The organism is Mesorhizobium sp. 128a, assembly GCF_053848025.1.
In genome coordinates this window covers 161,347-169,323 of sequence record NZ_JBSPKY010000016.1, presented here as the reverse complement: position 1 = coordinate 169,323, position 7,977 = coordinate 161,347, and the positions used below count along the sequence as shown (strand labels likewise).

14 protein-coding genes are annotated in these 7,977 nt (G+C 60.9%); 3 read left to right on the top strand and 11 right to left on the bottom strand.

All coding sequences use genetic code 11. From position 1 onward, the window contains the following. Positions 1-77: 77 nt before the first annotated feature. A complete protein-coding gene (mbfA, locus tag ACWTU9_RS24755) occupies positions 78-1,061 on the bottom strand; it encodes an iron exporter MbfA (protein ID WP_454575778.1) in 984 nt (327 codons plus the stop codon). 166 nt (positions 1,062-1,227) lie between these two features. On the opposite strand from mbfA, the gene ACWTU9_RS24750 reads away from it, so the two are divergent. After that, on the top strand, positions 1,228-1,548 hold the full coding sequence (locus tag ACWTU9_RS24750) for a hypothetical protein (RefSeq protein WP_454575789.1): 321 nt from the start codon (positions 1,228-1,230) through the stop codon (positions 1,546-1,548). A 94-nt stretch (positions 1,549-1,642) separates the two neighbouring features. Here the strand turns inward: ACWTU9_RS24750 and ACWTU9_RS24745 are convergent, their stop codons facing one another. The 10 genes from ACWTU9_RS24745 to ACWTU9_RS24700 all read right to left on the bottom strand — a co-directional run bounded on the left by ACWTU9_RS24745 (position 1,643) and on the right by ACWTU9_RS24700 (position 6,744). Then, positions 1,643-2,023 (bottom strand): endonuclease domain-containing protein, encoded by a 381-nt coding sequence (locus ACWTU9_RS24745; protein WP_455860577.1) that lies wholly within the window; start codon positions 2,021-2,023, stop codon positions 1,643-1,645. Positions 2,024-2,120: 97 nt separating this feature from the next. Beyond that, positions 2,121-2,492 (bottom strand): hypothetical protein, encoded by a 372-nt coding sequence (locus ACWTU9_RS24740; protein ID WP_455860576.1) that lies wholly within the window; start codon positions 2,490-2,492, stop codon positions 2,121-2,123. A 169-nt stretch (positions 2,493-2,661) separates the two neighbouring features. Then, positions 2,662-3,291 carry a CDGSH iron-sulfur domain-containing protein gene (locus ACWTU9_RS24735; protein WP_455860575.1) on the bottom strand — a complete coding sequence of 210 codons (630 nt, stop codon included), beginning with the start codon at positions 3,289-3,291 and terminating at the stop codon, positions 2,662-2,664. Between the two features lie 232 nt (positions 3,292-3,523). Next, entirely contained in the window at positions 3,524-3,871 is a 348-nt protein-coding gene (locus tag ACWTU9_RS24730; RefSeq protein WP_455860574.1) for a hypothetical protein, read from the bottom strand. A gap of 218 nt (positions 3,872-4,089) precedes the next feature. Then, positions 4,090-4,602, bottom strand: a complete 513-nt coding sequence (locus ACWTU9_RS24725) for a hypothetical protein (RefSeq protein WP_455860573.1) — start codon at positions 4,600-4,602, stop codon at positions 4,090-4,092. Positions 4,603-4,674: 72 nt separating this feature from the next. Then, positions 4,675-5,184, bottom strand: a complete 510-nt coding sequence (locus ACWTU9_RS24720) for a hypothetical protein (RefSeq protein WP_455860572.1) — start codon at positions 5,182-5,184, stop codon at positions 4,675-4,677. Between the two features lie 11 nt (positions 5,185-5,195). After that, complete coding sequence (locus ACWTU9_RS24715; protein ID WP_455860571.1) at positions 5,196-5,702, bottom strand: hypothetical protein; 507 nt, start codon at positions 5,700-5,702, stop codon at positions 5,196-5,198. Positions 5,703-5,853: 151 nt separating this feature from the next. Continuing rightward, the gene (locus tag ACWTU9_RS24710) at positions 5,854-6,066 is read right to left on the bottom strand and encodes a hypothetical protein (protein ID WP_455860570.1); all 213 of its coding nucleotides are present in this window, start codon (positions 6,064-6,066) and stop codon (positions 5,854-5,856) included. Between the two features lie 10 nt (positions 6,067-6,076). After that, positions 6,077-6,301: a DUF2188 domain-containing protein gene (locus ACWTU9_RS24705; protein WP_455860569.1), complete on the bottom strand. Its 225-nt coding sequence runs from the start codon at positions 6,299-6,301 to the stop codon at positions 6,077-6,079. A 62-nt stretch (positions 6,302-6,363) separates the two neighbouring features. Then, positions 6,364-6,744: a YegP family protein gene (locus ACWTU9_RS24700; protein ID WP_455860568.1), complete on the bottom strand. Its 381-nt coding sequence runs from the start codon at positions 6,742-6,744 to the stop codon at positions 6,364-6,366. 200 nt (positions 6,745-6,944) lie between these two features. On the opposite strand from ACWTU9_RS24700, the gene ACWTU9_RS24695 reads away from it, so the two are divergent. Together ACWTU9_RS24695 and ACWTU9_RS24690 are read left to right on the top strand one after the other, a co-directional pair. Next, a complete protein-coding gene (locus ACWTU9_RS24695) occupies positions 6,945-7,262 on the top strand; it encodes a helix-turn-helix domain-containing protein (RefSeq protein ID WP_455860567.1) in 318 nt (105 codons plus the stop codon). A gap of 43 nt (positions 7,263-7,305) precedes the next feature. Next, a complete protein-coding gene (locus tag ACWTU9_RS24690) occupies positions 7,306-7,842 on the top strand; it encodes an ImmA/IrrE family metallo-endopeptidase (protein WP_455860581.1) in 537 nt (178 codons plus the stop codon). Positions 7,843-7,977: the final 135 nt, after the last annotated feature.

Below are 7,977 nucleotides of genomic sequence, written 5' to 3'. Positions count from 1 at the left end.
ACTTCGCTGCGCCCCTGCCGTCTCTCCAGGCGTCCAAAGCCTAATAACGCAACAGGCCCACAGGGGGGAGGGAGGAGCTATGCATTCCCGATCAGCACCCCGGCCGCGAACACCAGCGCCCCACCCAGCACCACCTGAAACGCCGCGCGCAGGAAAGGTGTCTGCATGTAGCGATTCTGGACGAAGGCGATCGTCCACAGTTCGAAGAACACCACCACAGCCGCCACCGCCGTCGCCGTCCAGAAATGCGGGATGAGATAGGGCAGCGCGTGGCCGAGGCCGCCCAGCGTGGTCATGATGCCGACGGTGAGCCCCCGTTTGATCGGCGAGCCGCGGCCCGACAATTTGCCGTCGTCGGAGGCGACTTCGGTGAAGCCCATCGAAATGCCGGCGCCGATCGAGGCGGCAAGGCCAACCAGCAGCGTCTGCCAGGTGTCATGCGTGGCGAATGCGGCGGCAAAGATCGGCGCCAGCGTCGACACCGAGCCGTCCATCAGCCCGGCCAACCCCGGCTGCACATAGGTCAGGATGAACTGACGCTGCTCGGCGCTGGCTTCCTCGTCTTTCACCGCGCCCGGCACAAGTTTCTGCTCCAGCCGATGCGCTGAATTCTCATGGCTCTGTTCGGCAGCGGCCAGCTCGCCGAGCAGCTTTCGGGTCGAAGCGTCGCTGGTGCGCTTGGCCGCCTCGACATAGAAGCGATAGGCCTGCTGCTCCATGGCTTCGGCCTGCCGCCGAACATGGTCGACGCCCAGCGGCCGCACCAGCCAATCGGGCTTGCGCTCGTAATAGCCCTTTACATGCTCGCGTCGCAGCAGCGGAATGCGCTCGCCGAAACGCTTGCGGTAAAGCTCGATGAGGGAATCGCGATGGCCGTCTTCCTCGAGCGCCATCGCCTCGAACACTTTTGCCGATTGCGGAAAGCTTTCGGCCAGTCCCTCGGCATAGGCGCGGTAGATGCGCCCGTCATCTTCCTCCGACGAAATCGCCAGCGCCAGGATCTCCTGTTCCGACAGCGATTCGAAGGGACGGCGGCCGAAACCGAAGACACGGGAAAGCATGATAAATTCACCCTAGTTTAGAATTATTCTAAACTAGGCGCTGACGCCTCGCCGGTCAATCGCCGGTCAAGAAATGTTGAAGCGCGGGTGCCCGTACGCGCTCTTCATTATCAGCGAATGTTCGCCTATATAGGTGGCAACACGCAAAGCGAAAGGTATTCATGAGATGACGGCAAAGCCGCACGACCACTTCGACCCGAAACCCGTCCTTGATCTCATCGCCAGCATCGAGGCCGACCTGCAGCGGCTGAAAGGCTTGGTCGAACAGCAGGTCGAGAAATTCGACCCCGCCAATCCGCACAACAAGGCGCCCGACGGCAAGCTGACCGAGGAGGGCGTCGAGTGCTGCTACCGCCTGTTCGACGAAGGCAAGTCGCGCTATTCGGTCGCCCAGCAGATGAAGATCTCGTTTGCGGCCGCAACGCACAGGTTCAACGCCTGGCGCAAGGCGGGCGGATCGAAGCGGCAAAGGGCGTTGTTAGGTTGATTGGCGAAAGCCGAAGCGACATCTGATCTCCCCCCTCGTGGGGGAGATGTCCGGCAGGACAGAGGGGGGCGCTGTCCCGCCGACTTTTCCCAGCCTACAGCTCAGCACCGTCAACTGCGCCCCCAAGCCCAGCCGCAATCACAATATGCTGGCAGACATTGTCGATGTCGCGCATGACGTCGTCATTCCAGAACCGCAGTACGGTCCAGTCATCTTGTTCGAGTCGAGCTGTCCGCGTTTCATCGCCGGCGCCAACGTCCGCATGCTGCGAGCCATCGACTTCGATGACCAGCTTCTTCTCCGGGCAAGCGAAGTCGACAATGTAGCCGGCAATGGGAAATTGTCGTCGGAAGCCAAGCCCCATCAGTCGATGCGCGCGAAGTTCGTTCCAGAGCTTGAGCTCGGCTGACGTCAGGACTCTGCGCATCGATCTGGCGTTTGCACGATGTCGAGGCGGCAATGGTGTATGGGGCATGGGTGGCTATCTAGGCTGGCGCTCTACGGCGCCCCCCTCTGTCCTGCCGGACATCTCCCCCACTTGGGGGGAGATTGGCAGCGTCGGCCGCAGTGCCTCACGGCACGAGTTCAATCTCTTCCGTCTCGCCGCCATTGCAGGTGTAGCAGCAGTCCTCGCATTTCTCCTGGTTGTTGGGGCCGACGCCCCAATAGGTTTCCTCGTCGCCGTCGACCCAGGCGCCGTAGCAGATCGACTCGCCTTCATTGCACGAGATCGGGATCTGCTTGGTCTCGCCATCGTCGAGATAAAAGTCCTTGTCGTTGCCGGGCCAGACATAGTCTCGGTCCTGGCTGTAAAGTTCGAGGCGCATGGCGTTGGGATGGCTGTTCTTGACGGCAAAGGTGATGTCGGCGGCATAGGCCGATGGCGCAAACAGCCCGGCAAGCGAGAATGCAACGACAATGCAGCGCGTGATCGTGAAAGACATGACGTTCCCCGGATTGAGAATCGGCCCCCTCGGCCGAGAGGCGAGCATGGCATGATGCGGGGTGACATTGAAGGGTAACGCCTGACTGAATTTGGGGGGATTGGCGGAGGTGGGCCGGCGGCGCAGCTGCTGATCTCCCCCACACGGGGGGAGATCAGGCAATCGCCAGCTACCCCACAAACCCAACCCGTTTATGCGATCCGTCGCAAAACGGCTTGTTGGCCGAGTGGCCGCAGCGGCACAGAAAGGTGCGGGTGGTGCGGTCGATCGTGTGGCCGGTGCCGGTGACGATCTCGGCATTGCCTTCGACCTTCAATGGCCCGTTGGTGGTTGGCGTTATGGTCAGCGGGCCATTGCGCGCCTCCAGCGTCGCCGGCGCCTCCGTCAGCGGCGGCTCGCCGGTGGCGGTGAAGCCGGCCTTGATGTGGCCGTTGTCGCAGAAAGGCTTGTTCTGCGAGGCGCCGCAGCGGCAGAGCGTGGCGCGAAAGAAGGTCTCGCCGCCGAGCACGATCTCGGCATGGACGGCCAATGGCCCGTTCTCGCGCAGCCGCACGGTGTTGACCACCGGCGGCCTCTCCTGCGGCCCGCCATCCTTCCTCAGATAGCCGATGGCGCCGGACGGACAGTTTTCGGCCAGGGCCACAACCTGCTCGACATCAGCCGCCCCGGGGTGGATCCATTGGCCAGGCGCGTTGGGCACGAAGACATGCGGGTTGCCGAGCACGCAATTGCGCGAATGGATGCAGCGCTTGCCGTTGAAGGAAACGTCGATCTTTTCGCCTTCGACCGTGCCTGCCATGGAGCTCTCCTCGTGGTGGGTGACAAGAGGCTAGGGCGGCGGCGGGAACGGCGTCAAGCTCGCCGGAGCGGCTGATCTCCCCCCTTGAGGGGGAGATGGCCGGCAGGCCAGAGGGGGTCGCCGCGCGTGGAGCGCTGGCCCTCTCCTACGGCAATGAGGCCGAGCCCGGTCGAACCGACCCCCTCTGTCGCCTGTCGGCGACATCTCCCCCTCGAGGGGGGAGACTAGTTCCTCACTCCACCAGATCGATCGTCTCCGTCGTCTTCTCCACGCAGATGAAACAGCAGGTATCGCACGGCTGGTCATTGTCCGGCCCTACCCCCGCTGAAATCGCATCGTTGCCGTTCACCCAGGCGCCGTAGCAGATGTTTTCGCCCTGATTGCAAGAGATCGGTACCGATTTCTGCGAGTTCGGCTCGATCAGAAACACCTGCTCGCCGCCCGGCCACGACATCTTGCGGTCACGGCTGAACAACTCCACCGCGACAGCCTGGCTGCGCAGGTTCTTGACGAAGAACGCCATGTCGGCGGCATGCGCCGGGGTGGCGAGGAGGAAGGCGGCAAGGGTGAGGCGGAGCATGGTGGTGGTTTCCGAATCGGAGAGGGGAACTAGAGCATGAGCTGAGAGACGGCGCGAGGCGGAGCGTAATCTCCCCCCTCGAGGGGGAGATGGCCGGCAGGCCAGAGGGGGTCGGGACGACCGGGCTCGACGTACTTTGCCGTAGAAGGGGGTTAGCGCTCCACGCGCGGCGACCCCCTCTGTCGCCTTCGGCGACATCTCCCCCTCAAGGGGGGAGATTAGTACCTCACGACCACCTGCGGCGCGAATTTTCTCACCGCCTCGATAACGTCCTGGCCGCTCATGTCGAGCGAGTTGATCTCCATGTGCACGATGTTCCTGCCGAAGGGCAGGATCCGGTTCAGCGCATTGGCCGATGCGTATTTGATCTCGTCGGGCGGCTCGCCGGTCAGTTCGAAATTGACCATTCCCGAGCCCTTGCCGGGGGAGGAGAGGTGCACGCTCACCACCTGGTCCCATGGCACCAGCACGTCGCCGAGGCGGCGATCGCGGAAGCCGTTTTCGTCGAGCACCACCTTGACCCGGGTGTCGAAGGCGCCGCGCGCGCTGTAGCCGGCGAGCCCGAGGAAGCCCAGCGCCAGCAGCGCCACCAACAACACCCGCCCGCCGTCGGCGCCGTTGGCCGGCCCCTTCAGCGTGTAGAAGCCGAAGATCGCCGCCATCAACAACGACCCGGCGACGGAACTGAATTTGTTGGTGGGACTGTTGCGGAGTTCTATCGGCGTGGACATTTCGGTGGTTTCCGAGTGTTGAGCATCGGCGGCGGAGCGGTTCTTCCTTCTTGCCTGAGTGAGAAGGAAGTATCAGCGCCTCACCACCACATGCGGCGCGAATTTCTTTATGGCTTCGACCATGTCCTGGCCGCGCACGTTGAGCGAGGAGATTTCCATGTGCACGATGTTCCTGCCGAAGGGCAGTACCAGGTCAAGCGCATTGGCAGGCGCGTATTTGATTTCGTCGGGCGGCTCCCCGGTCAGCTCGAAATTGAGCATCGCCGAACCCTTGCCAGAGGTGAGGTGCACGCTCTTCACCGTTTCCCACGGAACCAGCACGTCGCCGGCGCGAGCATCGCGGAAGCCGTGGCTGTCCAGAATGACCTTGACCGACGTGTCGAAAGCACCGCGCGCGATGACATAGCCGAGCCCCAGACAACCCGCCCCAACCAGCGCGATGACCAGCACATGCCCGCCAGCGGCGCCCGCCGCCAGTCCGCGCAGCGCGCCGAAACCGAAGATCACGCCGATCAGCACCGGCCCGATGGCCGGGAAAATTTTTCCGGTGGCGCTGTTGCGGAGTTCGAGCGGCGCGGACATTTTTCGCCAGCCTAGCCCCTCAGCAAGGTCCAGATCCAGCCGGCAAAAGTCAGCACCAGGAACGGATAGCCGGCGGCGGGCAGCGGCGCCGAGGTCGGCAGCAAGGGCGCACCCCACAGCACCATGGCCACCGTCACCACAAACAGGATGGCGGCGACGAGGCCGGTGAGCCGCATCCACAGCGCAAAAGTGTTCGCCGCGCCGATCAGGGCGAGCGCCGCAGCCCACAGCGAGATGCCCGCGACATAGGAGGGAACGCTGGCCTCCAGCCCCGCCGCATTGCCGGCCAAAAGCACGCTCTCGCCGGCGAGGAACGTGAGGAACCCGGCCGCAACAAGGTCATTGCCGAGCCGCTGGTATTTCATGGTCAGCAGCGCGGTCGCCACCACGAGCGCCACGCCGTCGATCGCCCACAGCGTTTCGCGCAGCGGGGCGCTGGATACGAAAGTGCCGGCCAGGCCGAAGGCACCTCCTATGGCGAGGCCGAGAGAGGCGACGGTGTCGAGGATGGTGCGCATGATGTCTCCCCAAGCCGAGACAAAAGATACGCCAAGGCGGAGCGCTCTCCAATGCGCTGTTTTGAGGGAGTAAAACGAGAAGTGTCTATGCGTGCAATGCTCCTGACGGAGGGCGCGTTCGGACTAAACGCGCCCTCCTATCTTGAAGCAGTCATTTTTCGAGCCGGCGGCGGAATCGATCCAACTGGGTCGCTGAGCCACTTATCTCTAGCCCTTGCGCAGTTTTCTTGGTTTTGGCGCCCGCTGACATGGCCGCGTTTCTTATGTTGCGTTCGATTCCGGCAGCGATATCCCGTTGGACAACTTGCATCATCGAACGAGCTGACGAAAACGATCGGCCTTTGTATTTGAACGAAATTCCCATAACGGCCTCCTTAGCCTTTGGGTGGATGTGGGTCGTGCCCGTGCGAATCGCGCTCACGGATTTGGCCGTTTCGGCCATGGACGAGCAGCTCGGTGCCTTGGTTACGAGCGACGAGGCGCCCAGCGTCGATTGCTGCCTTCTGAGTTTCGTGCACGGACGATGCGCGTTGCGCTCCCGCACCTTTCACCGCCCATCCATCTGAGTGGGGCACGACGTGCTGGTTGCGTTTGGTCATTTCATATCTCCGTATCTGGATGGTTGCCCCGGTGCCAAACGGCACCGGGTATTTTGCGGCAACTAGGCGACTTTCGAAGACGTCTCGTCGTCCACGGGGGCGTTCCCGGCGTTGTATTTGACGGCCTCGGCGCAGCTCTTGGCATTGTGCTTCGCCGTATACTCTTCCGACCACACCAGCGTTTCGCCATTCGGCGCCTTGAACCGGATGAAATACTGCTTGTTCGTGGACAGCAGGATTTCGATACGACTGCCGGTCGCCGATTCTCCGATGGTCGTATCCACGATCGGAGCATTGAGCGCATTGATCTTGACCGAGTTGATGCAGTTCTGGGCGCTGGCCTTGGTGGCGTAATTCTCCGACCAGACCATCACCTGGCTTCCGTACACAAACTGAACGCGATACTGGCCATTCGCGGCGTCCTTGATTTTGAAACGGTACATCGAAAGTTCCTTTCTTTTGGGCCCAGCATCGCCGAGCGTTCACGAAGTTTCGAAAATGTGACCCTTCGGAGCTTGACCCGCAGAATCACTGGTGATTCACTCTAGAAGTGTTTCACTGACTGGTACGGCTAGCCTGCAAAAAGGGTTCTGTCCAGTCCCTGGCACACTAATACCAACAAAAAACACACTTGGAGCGCGACATGAAAATCGAGGAACTGGCCGGCCTCGTCCAAAAGAAAAAGGGGAGCATGGGGGTGCGAGCGGCGGCGGCAGAAATCGGGATCAGCCCTACAACGCTGTCTCGGATAGAGCGGGGGCATATCCCCGACTTGGGTACAATTGAGAAAGTTTGTGCCTGGATTGGGCAAGACCCAGCCAAATTTACCGGAATTGGTGGCTTACAAATCGTTTTTAAGAAGAAGAAGACTATGTCGCCATCTACTGCTCAGTCGCTTGCCCGTTTAATAGAACTAGCCAGCAAGCAGTTCGCCGAGCGACCCGACGCGGAAGGTTTTTAAATTGCTAAAACGCGGCTTCAAATCGCAATGCGAACGTAGAGCTGTGGAGCTCCGCAAAACGCACGGTCTGCAGCCGACCGATCCGTTTCCCGCTACCAAACTTGCTAGCGCACTTGGAGTTACCGTTTGGCGAGAGCGAGATGTACGCAATATATCCAGCGCAGACCTTGAGCAATTAACTGTCAAAGACGCTGATAGCTGGTCCGCCTTTACTCTGCGAATAAACACTAATCATCTTATAGTATACAATTCGTCACAAACTGACTATCGAATAAATAGCGTGGTGATGCACGAGCTTTCGCACATTATGCTTGGTCATGAACTTACGTCGGCTGGTATAACCGACGATGGTCATCTTATACCCGCAACGTATGATCAGGATCAGGAAGATGAGGCTGATTGGATGGCTGGGACGCTGCTCCTTCCCCGACCAATACTAATCAAAATTCGTCTCGATGGGATGAGTAATGATGCCGCCATCCATTTTTTTCAGGTTAGTTCCGATATGCTAAATTGGCGCATTCGGATGACTGGAGTCGACTACCAGCTTGGCGCCGCTCGAAATAGGTGGTCGGCATAGCGTAGTTCATACTTCCACCGCGCAGCTTCAGCGCCGCGCTGGCGGGGGGCCCCGCTGCCTGCCGGCAGCTCCCCCGCTTTCGAAGGCTGTCATCGATTCACTGGATCGATGACTTGGCGCTATGCGCGCCAACCG